This window comes from Chitinophaga varians, from assembly GCF_012641275.1.
GTDB lineage: Bacteria > Bacteroidota > Bacteroidia > Chitinophagales > Chitinophagaceae > Chitinophaga > Chitinophaga varians_A.
The window spans coordinates 1,524,125-1,542,715 of the sequence record NZ_JABAIA010000001.1 but is presented as its reverse complement, the minus strand read 5'-3'; the positions used below and the strand labels follow the sequence as shown (position 1 = coordinate 1,542,715).

At 50.2% G+C, this 18,591-nt stretch carries 18 protein-coding genes; 7 read left to right on the top strand and 11 right to left on the bottom strand.

Features of this window, described 5'->3' with window-relative positions; translation table 11 throughout:
* Window positions 1-84 precede the first annotated feature (84 nt).
* Both HGH92_RS06270 and HGH92_RS06265 read left to right on the top strand, forming a co-directional pair.
* Complete coding sequence (locus HGH92_RS06270) at window positions 85-1,206, top strand: alkene reductase (RefSeq protein ID WP_168869881.1); 1,122 nt, start codon at window positions 85-87, stop codon at window positions 1,204-1,206.
* A gap of 110 nt (window positions 1,207-1,316) precedes the next feature.
* Window positions 1,317-1,718, top strand: coding sequence for a hypothetical protein (locus tag HGH92_RS06265; protein ID WP_168869880.1), 402 nt, complete (start codon window positions 1,317-1,319; stop codon window positions 1,716-1,718).
* 69 nt (window positions 1,719-1,787) lie between these two features.
* Here the strand turns inward: HGH92_RS06265 and HGH92_RS06260 are convergent, their stop codons facing one another.
* Window positions 1,788-2,525, bottom strand: coding sequence for a hypothetical protein (locus HGH92_RS06260; RefSeq protein WP_168869879.1), 738 nt, complete (start codon window positions 2,523-2,525; stop codon window positions 1,788-1,790).
* 308 nt (window positions 2,526-2,833) lie between these two features.
* On the opposite strand from HGH92_RS06260, the gene HGH92_RS06255 reads away from it, so the two are divergent.
* From HGH92_RS06255 to HGH92_RS06245, 3 genes are all read left to right on the top strand, one after another.
* Entirely contained in the window at window positions 2,834-5,233 is a 2,400-nt protein-coding gene (locus HGH92_RS06255; protein ID WP_168869878.1) for a DUF5686 family protein, read from the top strand.
* A 312-nt stretch (window positions 5,234-5,545) separates the two neighbouring features.
* Complete coding sequence (locus HGH92_RS06250; protein ID WP_168869877.1) at window positions 5,546-5,758, top strand: hypothetical protein; 213 nt, start codon at window positions 5,546-5,548, stop codon at window positions 5,756-5,758.
* Between the two features lie 55 nt (window positions 5,759-5,813).
* On the top strand, window positions 5,814-6,494 hold the full coding sequence (locus HGH92_RS06245) for a hypothetical protein (protein ID WP_168869876.1): 681 nt from the start codon (window positions 5,814-5,816) through the stop codon (window positions 6,492-6,494).
* Window positions 6,495-6,498: 4 nt separating this feature from the next.
* Here HGH92_RS06245 and HGH92_RS06240 read toward each other — a convergent pair whose 3' ends face one another.
* The 3 genes from HGH92_RS06240 to HGH92_RS06230 are packed head-to-tail and all read right to left on the bottom strand — an operon-like array spanning window position 6,499 to window position 7,825.
* The gene (locus HGH92_RS06240; RefSeq protein WP_168869875.1) at window positions 6,499-6,945 is read right to left on the bottom strand and encodes a DUF1569 domain-containing protein; all 447 of its coding nucleotides are present in this window, start codon (window positions 6,943-6,945) and stop codon (window positions 6,499-6,501) included.
* Between the two features lie 2 nt (window positions 6,946-6,947).
* The gene (locus HGH92_RS06235; RefSeq protein ID WP_168869874.1) at window positions 6,948-7,355 is read right to left on the bottom strand and encodes a VOC family protein; all 408 of its coding nucleotides are present in this window, start codon (window positions 7,353-7,355) and stop codon (window positions 6,948-6,950) included.
* Between the two features lie 56 nt (window positions 7,356-7,411).
* Window positions 7,412-7,825: a helix-turn-helix domain-containing protein gene (locus tag HGH92_RS06230; protein WP_211092547.1), complete on the bottom strand. Its 414-nt coding sequence runs from the start codon at window positions 7,823-7,825 to the stop codon at window positions 7,412-7,414.
* Window positions 7,826-8,025: 200 nt separating this feature from the next.
* On the opposite strand from HGH92_RS06230, the gene HGH92_RS06225 reads away from it, so the two are divergent.
* Window positions 8,026-8,262, top strand: coding sequence for a GlsB/YeaQ/YmgE family stress response membrane protein (locus HGH92_RS06225; RefSeq protein WP_168869872.1), 237 nt, complete (start codon window positions 8,026-8,028; stop codon window positions 8,260-8,262).
* 74 nt (window positions 8,263-8,336) lie between these two features.
* Here HGH92_RS06225 and HGH92_RS06220 read toward each other — a convergent pair whose 3' ends face one another.
* From HGH92_RS06220 to HGH92_RS06200, 5 genes are all read right to left on the bottom strand, one after another.
* Window positions 8,337-8,750, bottom strand: a complete 414-nt coding sequence (locus HGH92_RS06220) for a DsrE family protein (protein ID WP_168869871.1) — start codon at window positions 8,748-8,750, stop codon at window positions 8,337-8,339.
* Between the two features lie 27 nt (window positions 8,751-8,777).
* Window positions 8,778-9,713, bottom strand: coding sequence for a c-type cytochrome (locus tag HGH92_RS06215; RefSeq protein ID WP_211092546.1), 936 nt, complete (start codon window positions 9,711-9,713; stop codon window positions 8,778-8,780).
* The gene (locus HGH92_RS06210) at window positions 9,710-10,393 is read right to left on the bottom strand and encodes a hypothetical protein (RefSeq protein ID WP_168869869.1); all 684 of its coding nucleotides are present in this window, start codon (window positions 10,391-10,393) and stop codon (window positions 9,710-9,712) included. Before HGH92_RS06210 ends, HGH92_RS06215 begins: the two co-directional genes overlap by 4 nt.
* Window positions 10,394-10,493: 100 nt before the next feature.
* Window positions 10,494-11,312: an AraC family transcriptional regulator gene (locus HGH92_RS06205; RefSeq protein ID WP_168869868.1), complete on the bottom strand. Its 819-nt coding sequence runs from the start codon at window positions 11,310-11,312 to the stop codon at window positions 10,494-10,496.
* A 57-nt stretch (window positions 11,313-11,369) separates the two neighbouring features.
* A complete protein-coding gene (locus HGH92_RS06200) occupies window positions 11,370-12,578 on the bottom strand; it encodes a Gfo/Idh/MocA family protein (protein WP_168869867.1) in 1,209 nt (402 codons plus the stop codon).
* Window positions 12,579-12,707: 129 nt separating this feature from the next.
* On the opposite strand from HGH92_RS06200, the gene HGH92_RS06195 reads away from it, so the two are divergent.
* Window positions 12,708-13,544 (top strand): rhamnogalacturonan acetylesterase, encoded by an 837-nt coding sequence (locus HGH92_RS06195; RefSeq protein ID WP_211092545.1) that lies wholly within the window; start codon window positions 12,708-12,710, stop codon window positions 13,542-13,544.
* A gap of 20 nt (window positions 13,545-13,564) precedes the next feature.
* Here HGH92_RS06195 and HGH92_RS06190 read toward each other — a convergent pair whose 3' ends face one another.
* Window positions 13,565-15,328: a RagB/SusD family nutrient uptake outer membrane protein gene (locus tag HGH92_RS06190; protein ID WP_211092544.1), complete on the bottom strand. Its 1,764-nt coding sequence runs from the start codon at window positions 15,326-15,328 to the stop codon at window positions 13,565-13,567.
* A gap of 2 nt (window positions 15,329-15,330) precedes the next feature.
* On the bottom strand, window positions 15,331-18,591 hold the full coding sequence (locus tag HGH92_RS06185) for a SusC/RagA family TonB-linked outer membrane protein (protein WP_211092543.1): 3,261 nt from the start codon (window positions 18,589-18,591) through the stop codon (window positions 15,331-15,333).

Here is an 18,591-nt window from a genome sequence, read left to right as displayed (position 1 = left end):
AAAAGTACAACTTAACTTATTTGTATAATGATTTATTTCGAGGGAAATTTGTGTTGTCGAATGAAAAACTTAAAACTGAAGACAATGCTTTTTAATAAACATACCGTAGGAAATATTGTACTGAACAACAGGATCGTGATGCCGCCCATGACCCGCTCCAGGGCCGGCGCGGGCGATGTGGCCACCGATGATATGGCCGAATATTACCGTCAGCGTGCCACTGCGGGACTGATCATCACAGAAGGCACACAAATCAGCCGGCAGGGACAGGGATATGCCTGGACACCGGGCATTTATAGCGCTGCACAGGTAGCAGGGTGGCGGAAAGTAACCACGGCAGTACACGAGGAAGGGGGTAAGATATTTGCCCAGTTGTGGCATGTGGGCCGTGTATCACATGTGTCCTTACAGCCCGGCGGCGCAGCGCCGGTGGCACCGTCAGCCATCCTGGCGGAAGGGGTAAGCGTGGTGATAGACGCAACAGGCGGAGGCCCCACTGGTGGCGGTATCCGCAAGGAGCAGCACTCTATGCCCCGGGAACTGACCATCCCGGAAATTGAGGCTATCATTAACGACTACGCCGAGGCCGCAAAAAATGCCATCGCTGCGGGGTTTGATGGCGTAGAGTTGCACGGCGCCAATGGTTACCTGATAGAGCAGTTTATTGACTCACAGACCAACCAACGTACAGACATATATGGCGGTAGTCTTGAAAACCGCCTGCGTTTCCTGAAAGAAGTGACTACAGCTGTTGTCGCCGCCATCGGGAAAGACAGGGTGGGCGTACGCCAGGCGCCGCTGACAACGCTCATGGGCGCAAAAGACGATCACCCGGAAGAAACATATATCGCCGCAGCCAGACTGCTGAATGAAATCGGGATCGCGTATATCCACATTGCGGAAGCCGACTGGGAAGACGCTCCGGTAATGTCTCCTGCATTCAAAAATGCTTACCGCCAGGCATTTAAAGGCACCCTGATCTATTCTGGTAAATACAACAAATCAAGGGCAGAAGAAGCGTTACAGCAGGGCTGGGCGGACCTGATCGGGTTTGGCCGTCCCTTTATTGCCAACCCTGACCTGCCGTACCGTTTGCAACATGACCTGCCGCTGAATACGCCGGACCCGTCCACTTTCTTCGGAGGTACCGCCAAAGGCTATACGGACTATGCCCGCTATCAGCAACCGGCTGGGGTGGTAGCATAATTTGGAAAGGCTGGATATGCTTATCCAGCCTTTTTTTATGCTTTCCTGATGCCACTATTTAAGTTATATTTGGATACAACCAATTTTCGTTAATCCAAAATAACAGCTCCATGAAAACATCCCTCATTGCCTGCGCCGCTATTGTATTGTCCCTCAGCGCCGCAACGTCCCTGGCCAACAATTACAAACTGTCGCCATTGCCGGTATCTGCCGGAAAAGCTTTTATCAACATGACCGGCCCCAATACCATCAGCCTGTCTTCAGGTGTGTACGACTATACCGTTAACCTGTTTGGTCAGCCGCTGGCTTCAGATGCCAAATGGGTGATCACGCACAATGGTAATGTTGTGGCGCGGTATAATGTCGATTTGATCGTAGATGGTAAAGCGTTTATTTCATTGACCGGGGCTGATTTTGGCAGCACAGGAACTTTTACGCTTTTGCTGGCAGGAACCACTGACGATGGCTATGGAATGATTTACGGTTCCAAAGGCATTACGGTGACGCCGTAAAAAGTAATTGTCAGGCCGCCAGCTTTCGCCGGCGGCCTGAATGTTTCCCATGTTGATGTGTCAGAAGATTTATAATGGCAGATATGGCATTGCATTGAGCAGGATATACTGTCGTTGTTGCCCGTTGAAATGTTGTTCTCCGGAGGTTAGCAATACCGGCCGCGTTACCAGCAGTGCGTCGCTGATAACGATACCCTGGCGGAAGGTGGTGTAGCCTGTCCAGTGGGAGGTGCCTGGTTTGACTGTCACGCGCAGTTTTGTTCCGTCATTGGTATGGATGTCCATTTGTTTGGTATCATTATCATAAAATCCTTCGCTATATCCTTCCCTTTTCAGCGTGACGGTCTGATGTTCTTTATCCAGTGCCATTACCGTGACGGTTTGTGTACCGGGGCCGCCCAGTTCCCAGGGCACAGTGATGGTGTGTTTCCAGGAGTCGCCTTCATGCAGTTGTGCGGGTGCCTGTCCCCAGATCAGTGAGTTGTACATCAGTCCGCTGGCGCTGGTATTGGTGTAGGGCTTGTCCTGCCAGATGTTGTTGCCGTCCAGGCCGATGACAGTCGGGGAACTGTTTACCGGGCGGCCGTCGTACAGGTCTGTTTCATTAAATGCAGGCCGGGTGGGATGACCGTCTGTTACCTGGTAGGCGCTGCTGCCGCTGATACGGTATACCTGGGGCGCAAAACCTTCGCCGGTCACGGCAATGGTGCGGGAATAAATATTGGAAAGAGTATCTCCCCTGGATAGTTGAGGGGAGAGGCAGGGGTTGGTGGTTTGGCTGGCCGCCTGACGGGGTGCCAGACCCATTATCAAGATTAAGAATAAAAGCGGTTTCATATTTGTTTTGTTGTGTACCAAAGGTGTTTATAAAGTGATTGTGGAAAAAATCAATTAAACAGTTACAGGTAGATTTTCAATGACCGGTACTTCCTTTTCAATAATTCTTTTGGAGCAATGGGGGGAGAGAAGAAATTTACCGTCTTATTAATACTACAACTGTTATTTTGATGCTGCGAGCCTTAGTCTGTACTTTGAAGGGATGGGTGATGTTATGTTTGCTATTGTCTGTAATGCAGGTTTGGGCACAGCATTCTGCTATAACGAGCGGAAAAGTGGTGAACAAATTTACAGAAGAGCCGTTACCATTCGCTACTGTTTACTGGAAAGCCGCCGGTTATGGCGTGATGACGGACAGTGCCGGTTATTTTAAGCTGGCCAGGAGTTCCCGCCGGGAAGATACGCTGGTGGTGCGCTATGTGGGATATGACCAGAGGATGGTCCCGCTGGCGGCTACAGATGTGCCGTCCTTGCTGGTGCAAATGGAAGCCACCATGAAGCTGGGCGTAGAGGTGAAAGCCAGGATGGACAAGGGACTGGTGTGGTGGCGGCAGATAGTTGCCCATAAGGCAGCCAATGCGCCAGGGCACTACGATAGTTATTATGCCGAACTATATAATAAACTGGAGATAGATGTCTCCAATATCAACAAACAACGCTGGGAAAAATCACGTTTGATGAAACCGTATGCGTTTGTTACGCAGCGGATAGATTCCACTTCCGAGCAAGCCCCCTTTTTACCTGTTTTTCTCAGTGAATCGGTATCGGATTATTACGTGTCCAGCAGCCCGTCCCGGATACGCGAAGAGATCCGCGCGTTAAACAGCAGCGGTATCAAAAATGAATCTGTGATGGAATATCTGGGAGGCATCAACCAAAAAATCAATACTTACCAAAATGCGATGCTTGTATTTGGGCGTGAGTTTATCAGTCCGCTCAGCAGCATGGGTGACCGCTACTATCACTACAAGGGACTGGACACCGTTACACAACATGGTGAACAGTTCTATCATCTTGCTTTTACCCCGAAGCGCGAAGGGGAGAACCTGTTTGCCGGTGATTGCTGGATACAGGCTTCCACATGGGCCATACAGAAAATCAGTTTGTCAGTGGCTGGTGCTGTGAATATCAATTTCGTAAAGCGGCTGGATATCATCCAGGAGTTTACGCAGCAACGGGAAAAAGAATGGGTGGTGACGAAAGACCGTTTTGTAGTGGAATTGGCGCCTCTGGGAAAATCCAGGACCACGTTCATTGGCCGTAAGACCACTTTGTATAATCATGTTGCCACCAACCAGGATTTTATCACCGCGAAGCTCAACAGCAACCGCAGAAACGAAGAAGTAGTAGTGGCCGACAGCGCGCTGGCTGCCGGTAAGGCCTATATGGAGCAGCACCGGCCGGAGACGTTGACCCGCAATGAAAAACATGCTATAACGTTAGTGGATACACTAAAATCAATGCCTTCTTTCAGACGGTTGAGCAATACTATTACTTTTTTGGTAGATGGACATATCAAACTGGGCAAAGTGGAGATAGGGCCATGGTACAAGTGGGTGAGCCGTAACCGGGTGGAGGGCCCGCGGGTGCGGTTTGATTTGGGGACCACGGCCCAATTCAGCCGTAACTGGCGGTTGAATGGTTATCTCGCCTATGGTATGAAAGACGAGTCGCTCAAGGGCAAGATGGCCGTGACTTATACCTGGCCCGGAGACAACGGGTGGCAGGTGTTCGCTTCCTATAAAGACGATCTGGACAATAACCAGCGGGGATTTAACGGTGAAGAAGTGTCGCTGGACAATATCTTTGGTCAGCTGGTGAGGCGGCGTGGCATTCCGCAGAAGTTTATCCGTGAGGGGGATCTGCGTGTGTCTGCCATTAAACAGTTTCCGCAGGAGTTCTCCTTGCAGGGTACGGTGTCCCGTACCTGTTACACCACCTTTGATCCGCTGCCACCACATAAGCTCTTTCTGTCGGGTGAGCATGAAAAGGCCGTTAATACTGAGTTTCAGCTCAAGTTCCGGTATGCGCCCGGAGAGAAGGAAATACGCACTTTTCGTAAAACGAGGCGGGTACGCAGCAACCTGCCGGTCACTGAAGTAGCTTATTCGCTTGCGCCTTCAGGCGTGCTGGACAGCAAATACCAATATCAAAAGTTAAGTCTGAGCGTGCGACAGCAGTTCAACCTGACAGGCTGGGGACGTGTCAATTATATGGTATATGCCGGACAGATCTTTGCGGACCGGCTGCCTTTTATGTTGCTGCAGGTACATCCGGGCAATGAAACTTATTACTATAACAAAGAGGCTTTCAGCCTGATGAACAAATATGAATTCTTCAGTGATCGTTATGCCGGCGTGAATATAGAGCACAATTTTAATGGAAAGCTGCTGAACCTGTTGCCCTTCATGCGCAGGACGGGCGTGCGCCAGTTCTGGAACGTGAAGTCAGTGATCGGTGATTTATCAAACAGAAACAGGGTGTATAACCAGATGGAGTATGGCCGTTATGGTATGCGTTCCCTTAACGGTAACGTATATACGGAAGTAGGTACCGGCTTTGATAATATTTTCCGCTTCTTCCGCGTAGACGCCGTTTGGCGTTTTTATCCGGGGCAGTCTACGAAGAACCGCAGCGGTGATTTTGGCGTGTTCGGAAGTTTCAGGTTGCAGTTTTAGTAGCTGTTATGTATGATGATAACCTCTTTTCCCAGGTAAGAAACCCGTTATTGACCTTTGTAATGCCTGTGTATTTTTTTTAATTGCATTATTTTGTTGTTGTCATGTTGATTTGTAATGAATCAGAATTTTGCTGACAGGATCTGTAAGTTCTTCCGGATTGATGTCTGGTAGCCGGTTTTGAGCTATATTTTTGTTGGATTGAACAGTGATGTTTCTTGGTGTATTTTTAATATTTTTAGTAAGGCATGCTGATTAAATTTTGGAGAGAAAAAAGTAAAAGAATATATTTGTTTGTACAACCATTATACTATGAGTGATGCCGAATTTAATGCATTAATGGAACTGGCAGAGGCGCAACTTAAGGAAAAGGTAACGCGCGAGGAGGCGTTACGTTCATTTGTGGAAGCAGGTATCCTTGACTGGGACGCTAACTTCAGGGAACCATATACAGAATTGGAAGGTGTTTTTGCCGAGTTGTTTCTAAAGAAAAAAGTTGACCCCAACATCGATAAGTATATATGATGTTAAACCTGTTTTCGCCAGGTTTCCTGAAAATTAACCCCTAATAATTATCGCGATGTACGATGTTAAACCCAACCTCGTCATCGGTTTCCATGGATGTGAAGCCGAGGTGAGAGACATGCTTTTGCATAATCCCGATGAGTTTAAAATGAGCCGGAAGCCGTTTGATTGGCTGGGCAATGGATTTTATTTCTGGGAGAATAATTATTACAGGGCGCTGGAGTGGGCGCTGGATAAACAAAAGCGCGGTATTATCCGGGAGCCTGCTGTAGTCGGTGCTGTGTTAAACCTTGGGTATTGTTGTGATTTTATGGAGGCGCAGCATCTTCGATTATTGTCTGTTTACTTTAGAAACATGTCGGAAAAATATAGCGCATTGGGCAAGCCATTACCGGAGAATAAGAATTTGCCGTGGCAAGGGTCGGGGGACAGGGTCTTAAGATATCTGGACTGCGCGGTGATTGAGTTCATGCACCGGGAAATATGGAAGGGTGTAAAAGCAGGTATGATGGAAAAGCAATCGGTTCTTTGCAGAGCTTTCGACTCCACGCGTGGCGTTTTCACTGAAGGCGCACCCGTATTTGAGGGGGCCGGCCTTTTTGAAAAGACCCACATACAGATATGTATCCGTAACCCCAACTGTATCCTGGGTTTTTTCAAGCCCAGGAAGGAAATAGATTTTGTAAGCTGGATGGAGGGGCATCAGGCGTCACAGATGACCACTGATGCCGCCTGAGCAATTATCCCCTGAACTGCCTCAAATGGTGGTCAATATGTTTGTAAGCCAGCTGCCCCATTTGCTCACGGGTCATTTTACCGAAGAAAGGATGGTTTACCGACTGAACAGTTGCATGTGCATACGATTCCAGCAGTGCTATCCATGTTGCTTTTTCGGCGGCGATATCACCGTCCGGTTCTGTGATTTTCATGGCGGCGACGGTGGAGGCACCGCGCATCATGGGCTTTTCGTCTTTGAGGACTTGTTTCAGTATCAGTTTACCGAACAGGAAGCTGACCAGTTTACGCTTGTATATTTTGTGGCCGAGTGCCATTTCTTCCCAGAGGCGGCAGTGTTTCAGCATCTGGTAGAGGGTCATGTGGCCCCATTCGGGTCTGGCATCGGGTGGAAGGGCGTTGATACGCCTGATGATTTCCTGCCGTACAACGGGGTCGTTGATTGTTTTCATATTCAGGTGAGTTGAGCCAGGGAGAACCAGTTACCGGAATCATCTTTGAAAATGGCTTCAGTGCCGTAGAATTCTTTTTTGGGTGCTTTGGTGAATTCCACGCCTTTGGCCGTCATTTCTTCGTAGGTGGCGTAAATGTCGTCGCAGGTGAGGACGGCAACGCCGAAAGTGCCTTTGCGGACCAGTTCCGTCATGACATCCACCGTTTCCTGTTTGAACATGGCCGTGGAAACAGGAGACAGCACGATTTCGAGGCCCGGTTGCTGCGGCGGGGAAACGGTGAGCCAGCGGGCTTCCTGGCTCATGGGCACATCAGTGACCACGCGGAAGCCCAGTTTATTGGTATAAAAATCCAGTGCGCGGTTTTGGTCCAGCACGTAGACCGTCATGTGTGTTACTTGTGTGATCATCGGAGATGTCTTTATGTCTGATGCAAAGAACGGTGATGCCCCGGTATTTCATTTGTTCAAAATTGCTGTTTTGGGGACCATCCGTATTTTTCGGCGAAACAGCCGGGTATGTATGCCAGGGGAGTAGCGGCTATCTGTGCTTTGAGGGACTGCTGCTGTTGAAGATAAGCAGAAGGTGTCATGCCGTTGGCACGTTTGAACAGGTTGCTGAAAGAGCTGATGCTTTCAAAGCCGACGGCATAACAGGTATCAGCAACGGTAGTGCCCTGCTGCAACAGCAGCTTTGCATTTTCCATTCTGACAGTTTTGAGGTATTGATGGGGTGTCTGCTGGTAAATGGCTTTAAACTGCTTGATGAAATGGAATTTGGAAAAATAAGCTTCGTCGGCGATACAGTCGAGGTCTATCGGCTCAGCATAATGCCGGTCGATGAACAGTTTGGCCTGGACCAGCCGTCGATATAAATACATTCTCGGATATTGCAGGCCTGTCATAAGCTGCCAGTTTTTTAGCGAACGCTGTGAAAATTAGTCATTTCGAGGAATAAACTTTTATAAATTAATTATTTAATATTTGTAAATATCTATTTAAGAATATGTATTAACAAAAAATAACAGATAAACATGGAAATTTTACCGTAAATTGATGAGTACATTAAAAACTCATCATTATGATCTGGACTATTATTATCGGAGGCATCGCTGGCTGGCTGGCCGGTAAAATTATGCGTGGTGACGGGTTTGGGATTATTGTAGATATTATTGTGGGAGTCATCGGCGGCTGGCTGGGTGGCTGGCTTTTCGGGAAACTGGGGCTGCATATGGGCAACGGCCTGATAGGCTCGTTGATCGTGGCACTGATAGGCTCCATTATATTGATTTGGCTGGTACGCCTTGTCAAGCGGTGATCATCCATGACAATAACTAAAAGCGCCGGTACAGAATACCGGCGCTTTTTTATAACATAAACGTATATACGAAATCAGTGTGCCACTTTAATATATCCCCATCCTTCCCGTTGTTTGGTAATGATTTCATAGATAGCATCGGGTACTACCTGTACGCCGGGCAGTAGTTCACTGGCGTTTTTATTGTTTCTTTTCATGGTAGCACCGCATACTTTAAAGCTTACATTTTTATGATTGTTGATTAGTTCGCCCAGGGCGGGAGCCACGGTGGACTTGTCTTTCAACACCATATCCAGTGCATCGCCGTAAATGGCCACTTCCAACTGCGCATCGGGAGTGCCTTGCAGGATACCGTTCATTTGCCGGAGCAGGGTTTGTTGTGCTTCCGGTGTTTTACTGGTAATATCGAAGATGACTTTATAGTCGGCCTGTGCAAAGCAGGTGATGCTGCCCAGTAATAATGCGAGGGCTATAAACAGCTTTTTCATAGCAGATCGTTTTAGGTGAAACGGATATTACTTTTTATGCTGCCGTGCAATAGGAGCGAAGGGCCCGTATTTGTGCTGCGTGGCAGGGAAGCTGTCGCTGAAGGGGCCAAAAGGGTGGTCCGGCGGTTTGCTGCGGATATCGGGCCAATCGGCGGGGAATGCTTTCACCGGCCGTGGTTGTGAGTTCACAAATGCCGCTACGTTCCAGGCTTCTTCATCGCTGAGTACGGGATGTTGGTGATCGGTGCCGAGCGGCATATTGTATTTTACATATCCTGCAAACCTGGACAGCCGGTATAGGCCGGCGCCGGTATTATAGCTGTCAGGGCCCCATAGCGGCGGGTATTCGTATTCCGATGTACCGGCCAGCCGTTGCCCGCTACCGTTGGCGCCATGGCATCGCTGGCATTGCTGCCGGAAAACGGCTTTGCCTTTGACAGTGTCGGCGGCCACCGGCAGATAAGGCAGATCACGGATACCGCTGCCTGGTGTTTTATATCCTTTGGGCTGGTCTTTTCCCAGCCATTGTATATAGGCGATGATAGCCTGTAATTCCCGGCTGTTACTGTCGAGGGCGGCGCCATTGAGGCTTCTCACAAAGCAGTCGTTTACTTTTTTGGCGATGGATTCCACCGTGCCGCTCCGCGCCCTGAACTTGGGATAGGTGGAGGCAGTGCTGCCGTAGTTATTGCCCCACGGTTTGGTGCCGGCATCCAGATGGCAGTTCTGGCAGTTCATGCCATTGCTCATTTTAGCAACGCTGCCCTGTGGCCCCAGATATTGCGCGGTATGGGCTATCAGCGACCGTCCATAGCGTATCATATCGCCTGTTGACGTATGTGGGATAGTAGCAGTGTCCGGCGCCTGCCACAATTTTTCGCCTATCGTGCCTGCTCTGCGGCAACTGTACAGCGCAGTAAACCATCCCATTAAAAAAGCAAGCTGCCATTGTCTGGTTGTCATCCTGCAAAACAGTAACCGCAGTTTTTTTCCTGCGCACGCCCGATGGCCCACATGCCGGAAGGGACTACATCGATGCCCGGCAACACACCTGCCAGCCATTCATTTTTGATGGCCACAGGGTCCATTGCCATTTCTTTGGCCACGATAGCGCTGTATACTGTTATCGCCATATTGCATACGGCAAACAATACACCGCTGTCCTGTAACTGGTTAATACCGATGTCCACATTACCGATGCCCGGTACATTAAAATCCCCTGGCTTAGGCTGCCAGAATGGATTACGGACGGCCGGTGCTTTGGTTTTGGGGTCATCGATTTTAAACAACTGGCCGAATTTGTATTTCTCCCACAACTCGTCTTTCATGGCGTAGGGAATAGCTTCATGCCGCAGTACCATAACGGCGCAGCAGTCTTTCTCCGGTGTGCCGGTAGCCTGATTGGTCAGCAGAAAAACCTTTGCCCAGGCAAACGGGAAAATTTCATGCGGCCGGGGCACGTCCAACACTACCCTGTGCTTGCCTTTGATTTTATTGGCCCACGTATCAGTGGTGCTGGTGCTGATATGTTTGCTTTCCTGCGCCAGTCCGGCGAAAGAAGGAATGCTCAGCATCGTGGCGCCTGCCAGCATTTTCCCGAGGAAGTCGCGGCGGTTGGTACCCCCGTTTGGTGTATGACTCATAGCTTTAAATTTTGAGGTGATAGTATGGCTTCAACCAGTATATGGTTAAAATACCCGGAAGTGAGGTACTATAAATGTAAGGAAACACACCAGGCGCTTATCAGATAAAAGTGACAAAATCTGTTGGCTGCTGTGGCAGGAAATCAGAGAACTGATGCGGTAAACGATGGGTAAAATAACGGAACTCGTTGATGAAATGTGTTTGATCGCAATACCCTGCTTTATGGGCTAATAACTTCCATTGCGGGTACCGCATCCTGGTCATGTAGTCGATCGTTTTTCTGAAGCGGACCAGCCGGCAGAACAACTTCAGGTGTAATCCTGTCTGCTCCAGAAAGGCCCTTTCCAGTGTGCGTTTGGTAAGGAATGCCTGTGCTTCCAGTTGCCGGATGGTAATATTGCCGCTGGCGGCCAGGATGAGCTGCATGGCATTTTCCAGGTTGCAGCTATTTTTAGGTGTACCTGTCAGTTGCTCCAGCAGCCAGGCTTCCAGTAGTTGTACCTGTTGCCGGGGATGGCCGCTGGCATTGATGTTTGACAGCAACGCGGTGACAGTATGCCCGAATAATGCCGTCATGTCGATGCAACGGTCGCAAAATAACTGTGCGGAGCTATTGAATAGTTTAAGCCAGCTGCCCGGCCTGAAATGTGCTGCCAGCAGCCGCATATTGCCACTGACGCGCCACTCGCTGACACGGCTGCGTGGACCGGTGAGTACGGCCGATGAAAGATATTTCTGCCTGATAACATCATACAAGGTATTGTCAGGGCCGGTATTGAACCACATGCTCTGAATAAAATGAGGGAGAACAGTCAGGTACCTGACTTCGTTCGGGGGGAAATCTCCTGTGATCAGCTGCCATGAAAGCAGGTAATCGCCAAGCCGCTGATGAGGCCGGAATGTTTGCACCTTGAACATAGGCATCGGTTTCTTTGGGGCACAGTGAGATCTGCTGCAAAGATCCGACTTTTTTTCCTAAGCATCATATGACGGCAGCCACGATTGGCTGACACCCGTTTCTATGGCTTTGTTGGCCATATGTACGGCGATTGCGGCTATCTTGCCGGTCTCCACACCGGAGGCTGGCGGAATGTTGCTGCGGATACTTTCTGCGAAAGCCAGCAGCGCGGAAGTGGTAGGCTCCGGCTGTGGCTGGCCGGGAATACCGAATTTCAACGGTACGCCTTCCCCTGTCTGGTCTGTTTTGGTAGCGCCTGTAACGCCATCTACCACCGCCAGCTCTTTTTTCCCTTCTTCGCTGTACACAAAGGCTTTGTCCCGCTGTATTTCGATAGTGCCGCGGTTGCCAAGCACCCTGATGGAATAGCCCTTGTAGGCATTGCTGAGGATGGAAGATACGCTGGCTTTCACGCCACCGGGATATTCAAAGACGGTCCGCACATTGTCCCATGTTTCCCTGCCGTCTTTCCAGTAGTCGATGCCACCCATGCCTACCACCCGCAGCGGATGCGCATCCAGGAGATAATTGACCATATCGATCTGATGGCCGCATAGTTCCGCTATCAGCCCACCGGAATATTCGCGGTACATGCGCCAGTTGATCAGCCGCTCCATGGCCGGGTCGGTGACAGGATTTCTCCAGTCGGAATTACGATGGTACTGGCATTCAAAATGAGTGACTTTGCCCAGCCAGTTTTGTCCGATCACTTCTTTTACCCGGTGATAAAGATCGTAGTACCGGTACTGATGGCCTACCTGCAGTACCAACCCGCTTTTCCGCACCTGGGCGGCCAGTTGTAAGGCCTGTGGAATATCATAGGTCATGGTTTTTTCGAGATAAACATGTTTGCCTGCGTCCAGCGCATCTTTGGCCATAGGGTAATGCATCGATAGCGGTGTGGCAATGACCACGGCTTCCACTTTTTTATCTGCCAGCAGCTGCCGGTAATCGTTATAGGCTTTGGCGCCTTTGGCTGCCAGCGACAGGCCACGTTGCAAATGTGCAGGTATCACATCGCAGCAGGCAATCAGTTCCATGCCGGGTATTTTCTGCAATAGTCTGGCGATGCCGCTGCCACGGTTGCCGGTGCCGATCATACCGATTTTTAAAGGCGCTGCGGCCGTCTGTCCCAGTACCGGCAAGGTACTGGTCAACATAGCGCCGGACAATGCCACGGCGCCGGTGTATAAGAATTTTCTGCGGGAAAAATAGTGGTCTTGCATAACCTACAAAATAATCAAATTAATGCCCCATGGCGGATAAAAGAGCGAGAACGTTCTCGCTCTTTTATCCGCCACAGACTGGCATTGCTCTTCGCCAGTGATTATATTTAATGTGAAAACAAACCACCCATGCAAGCGAACCGCAGAAATTTCCTGAAACTGACAGGCCGTTTGGGCCCCAAAGACGTGTATGCTGCTCAACGCAAAAGCAGTCGCCTACCCATTGCCAGGATAATATTGGCGGCCATGACGTTGTTGCTATGCAGCTTCCTGCCGCAGCAAAAGAAAGTACGCATCTTCTCCATCGGTGATTCCACCATGTGCGATTACGATCAAAAATACCTCACCGGTTTTGGAGGCGACAGTCTGTACCCTATCCGTGGCTGGATGCAGATGGCACGCACACTTTTTCCGCCTTATGTGGAAGTGCATAATGCTGCCCGCAGCGGCAGAAGCTCCAAAAGCTTCCGTACAGAAGGGTACTGGCAGAAAGTGATCGACAGCGTGCAAGAGGGCGACTATGTTTTCATCATGTTCGGTCCCAATGACCAAAAACCGGATACCGCCAGGCACACCGATCCGCATACTACTTTCCGCCAGAACCTGATCAACTATGTAAACGAGGTAAAAGCCAAAAACGCCCGTCCCGTGCTGTTTACCTGCATTGTACGCCGGAAGTTTGACAGCAACGGTAAAATAGAAAATACCCACGGCGATTATCCCGCTGTTGCACGGGAGGTGGCTGCCGAAATGAAAGTGCCGCTGGTAGACCTCAATAAAAAATCAGCGGAATTGCTGGAAAGCTATGGCCCTGAAGCCTCTAAAAAGTTATTTCTGCACATACAGCCAGGCATCTTCCCAAAGCTGCCTGATGGTAAAAAAGATGATACGCATATGAGTGAATTGGGCGCTACTAAAGTGGCGGAAGTTGCATTGACAGAATTAAAGCATTTAGGGATTTATTGATTAATAAATCCCTAAATGTTTTAGTACCCATAATCCTGTGTCAGCTTATGGTTGGCTTCGAGCGATGTTTGTGGTATGGGTAACAGCTCGCTGCGATTAGGTACAAAGAGTTGTGCCACATTGGTGATCCAGCTGGCGGTGATGGAGCTGGTCCAGCTGACTTTGGCATAACCGGCAGGAAGGGTGGCCGGAGTGGGCTGATACAGGGAGTTGCCCCATATCACGGCAGATGAACCGGTTTTGTAGTACATCGCCTGTGGCAGGTTGTTGTAAGGTGGTTCACGGTTCATCATCTTCGTATAGTTGGCCCTTGTTTCCTGTATTTTTTGATAGAGAAGGTTCCAGCGGATAAGATCATATTTGCGGATGCCTTCTCCCCCGAATTCAAATGAACGTTCTGCTACCAGCGCGTTAAAGAAAGTTTCTTTGGTGGAAGGTGTCTGTCCGATTTTATTTTCATTGCCTTTAAATCCTCTTTTTCTTACTTCTTCGTAGGCCGCTATGGCGGCGGCTGTGGGGCCGTTGTTCAGCTCATTGTCGGCTTCTGCGAACATCAGCAGTACATCGGAAAAACGTAATACCGGCCAGTTGATGCCCAGCTGTTGCGCAGTGGTAGCAGGCGCGGGTGTGATCCAGTCGGCACGGAACTTCCCGCTGACCATATTCACCATTGTCTGTACGGTTTTGGTTTTGTCAGCGTTGTTGTAATAGGGAGCTGTGGTCACATCGCGGCGGGTGTCCAGGGAATCAAAGGAGTAAAAATACGTTGGGACCACGCGGATGGAGCTGTTGCCCAGCTGACCGGCATTGCCGGCCACAAAGAAACGGGGACCGTCATAGTAACCCAGGTTGCCGGTTAAACCAACGGCCATGGCTATTTCAAACATCACTTCCCCGTAAGGGTCAAGTTTATATGCATCCAGTCCGTCTTTGAATACCGCCTGGAAAACAGGGTTCAGGGTGTGTTTGTCGCGGCGCTGCATGATATCAGCGCATTCATCGCGGGCAATTTTGTAATATTCAATGTAATCTGCGGTACGCTCCATTTTACGGGAGGCGCGACGAAGGGAGTAGCCTCCTCTGAACAATGCAATGCGCGCGCGTAAGCCTTTTACGGCGCCTTTGGTGATCCTTTCATCTGCTGCCACGCCTGGCTCGTTGCGCCACGGAACAAGGTCTGCGGCCATCTTGAGGTCACTGAGCATACGCCCATAGATGGTGTCCCGATCGGTTTTGGCCAAAAATAAATCCGGCTGATCGATGGACGGCTCAAATTGTGCGGGCACATCTCCCCAGTTTCTGATCAGCTCAAAGTAGTACTGCGCGCGAAGGGTGAGCGCTTCGCCATGCAGCCGGCGCAACTGCTGCTGTTCGGCGGCGCTGCCTTTGCTGTACAGGTCCATGGCCGGTATGTTTTTGATGCAGGTGTTGGCGCGTTCAATGCCCAGGTACAGCTGCTGAAAAGGTCCGGGCAGCTGTGCGTTGGTGGCTTGCAAGTTGTAGCGGGACAGATCGCGGGAACTGTTGTCCGGAGCAGAAGTGTTGGTCACGCCGATCATTTCATCGTTATCATAGGGATACATAAGGCTCAACCGGCTGCCATAGGCCTGCTGGTGGGTAAGCGGCTCATAGGCGCCGATAACGGCGCTGGTGGCGTTGGGCACATCGCTGAAGATATACCGCTCGTCGAAAGCGGAGGATGGTTCCTTGTCAAGGAATTTCTTACAGGCAACAGCTGTCATCAGCATCGCGATACATCCCGTGTAGTAAATTATCTTCATCATCTTCATAATGTCAGATTTAAACCAAAAAAGAAAGAGCGGCTGCGGGGATAGGCGGCATAATCTACTCCCGGCGTGATGGGCGTGGAACGGCGGGAGTTCACTTCCGGGTCATATCCGGTGTAACGGGTGAGCACGGCCAGATTGTTGCCGGTGGCGTAAATCCGCAGACTGCCGATCTTTGCCCTGCCCAGCCATTTCGCCGGAAACGTATAGCCGATGGTGATATTGTTGATTCGCAGGAAAGAACCGTCCTCCAATGCCCAGGAGGTAGGATAGAAAGCGCCGGCGCCGGAGATGGGCATCCATATTTTAGCGTTGCTGTTCACTGCCGCCAGTTCTTCCGGCGATGCTCCGGTAACCACCTGCCTGCCGCCAACCGTGATGACCTGCTGTATGACTTTACCATTGTTGTCTATGGTGCGCCAGCGGTCTTCCATGATGCCCAGCATGTTGGTATGTCGGGAATAGGCGTTGGTAAATTCCACTTTGTTGGCATTCAGAATGCTGTTGCCGACCACGAAATTCAAAAACACGCTCAGATCAAAATTTTTATACGAAAACTGCTGGTTAAGGCCTCCGCTGCAGGTGGGATTGGCATTGCCGATAATAGTTTTATCGTTTTCATCGATGATGCCGTCGCCATTGAGGTCTTTTAGTTTCATCCATCCGGGCTGTGCAATGCCGATTGCGGAAGATACGTCTGTTACGCCTGGTTTCAGGCTGTATATTTTCGTACTGGCGTCGTAGTTAAAATCATTCAGGGTATAAAAACCATCATTCACAAAACCGTACATGGAACCAACAGGCTCGCCGGTCCTGATGATGAAATCGGCGGGCTGTCCGGAAATGCCCCAACCGGAGTTTTTATAGAACTGTGTCAGGTATCCGGAGAGCGATTCCACCTTGTTGCGGTTAAAGGCAATGTTGAAGGTGGATGTCCAGCTGAAATCATTTTTCTGTATAATGGTAGCAGCCAGTTGCAGTTCTATGCCTTTGTTGGAAGTGGTGCCTACGTTCTGCAGTTGTTCCAGGTAGCCCGAACTGGTGGGAATGCGGATAGGAATGAGCAGGTCTTTTACTTTGTTGTAATACAGGTCTGCGGTGAATTGCAGTCTGTCTTTGAAGAAAGCCGCGTCCAGTCCGATGTTCCGTGATACGGTGGTTTCCCATTTCAGGTTTTTGTTGGCCAGGCTATTGGAGGCATAACCGGGTGTGATCTGTTCGTTCAGGGCATATTGTGCGTTGGCGGCATAGGTGTTCAGGTAGAGATAATCGCCGATGCGGTTGTTGCCGGCGAGGCCGTAGCTTACGCGTAGTTTCAGATCGGAAATAAAATGCGCTTCACGCATAAAGGCTTCCTGTGATATCCGCCAGGAGAGCGCTGCGGCAGGGAAGTACCCCCAGCGTTTGTCCGGTGCGAATTTAGACGAGCCGTCTGCGCGGAGACTGGCGCTGAACAGATATTTGTCCTGGTAATCGTAATTGATTTTTCCAAAGAAAGACAACAGGCTGCTTTCGAGCACCGTTGTTTTAGGAAAGAGCGGGACTGTCTGCCCGAGGTTGAACTGCGCAAAAGCCTTTTCCGGCGTGATGCCGGCGGGGAAATAACGCAGTTCGTTGTCCAGCATATTGGACCGGGTGGTATATGTTTCCTCACCGAGCAACGCCTGCACATGATGCCCTTTTTTTGCTCTGTTCGTATAGGTGACCACGTTGGAGTTGTTCATTGAGCTGCGATTGGTGAGTATATTGCTGATGAGCGGCAGGTTGGCGCCGTTGAGCCTGGAATTGGACGTGACGGAGCCGTCGAAGGCGTTCAGTTCCTGGCTGTTGCGGTCATATCCGATGGTGGAGCGGAAAGAGAAATTTTTGTTGAAGGTGTAGTTAAGGTAACCGCCGATGTTGAATACGCGGGTATATTTTCGCCGGTATTGCGCGTTGCTGAGCAGCACCGGGTTGATGATACCGAGACCGTTGCCGGCGTTGGTATCGTTATAGTAATCTGTATCGTCTTCTTCTTCAGCGTTGGTATTATCGAGATTAAAAGGGCGGTATTTGATAGCGTGCCGCAGACCGTTGTAGGCGGAGGCGCCTTCATTGGAAGAGCCGGCGCCGCTGATGGTTTCATCGCTGTATCTTACGTTAAGACCTATACGTAGTTTGTCATTCGCTTTATGGTCCAGTTTAAAATTGATGAGGTTGCGTTTTAGTCCTGCATCGAGCATAATGCCTTCTTCCTGGTTGTTGGTGTAAGAGAGATTGAACCGGGTGCTTTTGGTGCCTCCGGCGATGCTTACGTTATGTGTCTGCATCAGGGCTTTTCGGCCGAAGACGTTGTCCTGCCAGTCGATGGTGGGAACGGACTTGTATTTCTCCAGGTCTTCCCCGTAGATATTGGCAAAGGAAAGGCTGTCGGCGGTAAGGCCGCGGCTTCTTTCGTATTGGAACTGTACAAACTCATAGGGTGACAGTACTTTCAGCTCCTTTGGCAGGCGGCGTATGCCGACGGTGCCGTTGTAACTGACGATGGTTTTACCTTCTTTTCCGTTTTTGGTGGTGATGATCACTACGCCGTTGGCGCCACGGGCGCCGTATATCGCGGTGGCGGAAGCATCTTTGAGCACGTCTACGGATTCGATGTCCTGTGGCGCGATGCCTGCAAATCCGTCCTCCACCTGCACGCCATCGATGATATAAAGGGGTGCGTTGTCTTGTGTGACGGACCCGCCGCCCCGTACTTTAATGGTGAAATCGGAGCCGGGCTTGCCTTCTGAGGAGGTGATCTGCACGCCGGCGAGACGGCCGGTAAGCGCTTCTGCGGCTGAGTTGACAGGAATATCTTTCAGTTGTCTGGCATTAACGGAAGACACGGCCCCGGTAAGGTCTTTTCTTCTGACGGTAGCATAACCCACCACCACGACGTCGCTGATGTTCTTCGTTTCCATCACCATAGATACGTCGATAACGCTGCGGTGGCTGATACTCTCTTCCCGGGCGACATGGCCGGTATAGGAGAAAAGCAGTTTGTCTGCGGCAGCCGGCAGTTTGAGGGTATAGCGACCGTTTTCATCGGTGATAGTGGCTGTTTGTGTGCCTTTTAGTCTAACGGTGACGCCTGGCAGTGGTTGGCGGTTTTCTGCCGAAGTAACCGTTCCCGTTATAGTGTTTCCCTGTGACTGTGCTGTGGCGGCGGGTGCCAGCCACAGCATCATACAGACAAACATGCCGGTTAGTTGTTTGATAAATTCCTTTTTATACATCAT